Below are 445 nucleotides of genomic sequence, written 5' to 3'. Positions count from 1 at the left end.
GTCGGTGCGGTGGAGGCCGGTGGTGTCGAGGGCGATTCCGTGTGGTGCCGTGGACGCCGGTGATGCGGGCGCTGGGAGAGCACGCCGCCACCGGGGAGTTCGCGCAGTGGGCCGTGGTCGCGGCGCCGCCCGGGCTGGGGCTGGAGGTGCTGGCGGCCGGTCTGGGCGCGGTGCTGGATACGCATGCGGTGCTTCGGGCGCGGGTGGGCGAGGGAGCCACCCTGGTGGTCGGCGAGTCGGGCCCGGCCGCGGGCACGCTCGTGATTCGTGTGGACGGGGCGGGCGGTGATCTGGACGAGATCGCGGGTCGGGTGGCGCGTGCGGCGGTGCGGCGGCTGGATCCGTCGGCCGGGGTGATGGTGCAGGCGGTGTGGGTGGACGCCGGGCCGGACCGTGTGGGCCGGCTGGTGCTGGTGGCGCACCACCTGGTGGTGGACGGGGTGTC

General features: G+C 76.2%; 1 protein-coding gene. It reads left to right on the top strand.

All coding sequences use genetic code 11. From position 1 onward, the window contains the following. Positions 1-41: 41 nt before the first annotated feature. Positions 42-445, top strand: a 404-nt coding sequence (locus IF78_RS49070; protein ID WP_037643002.1) for a condensation domain-containing protein, incomplete at its 3' end; no start/stop codon positions are given.

Origin of the sequence: Streptomyces bicolor, from assembly GCF_000719285.1 — a bacterium.
In the GTDB taxonomy this organism is placed as follows: Bacteria; Actinomycetota; Actinomycetes; order Streptomycetales; family Streptomycetaceae; genus Streptomyces; species Streptomyces bicolor.
The sequence above is the reverse complement of the archived record's forward strand: the minus strand, read 5'-3'. Positions and strand labels throughout refer to the sequence as shown.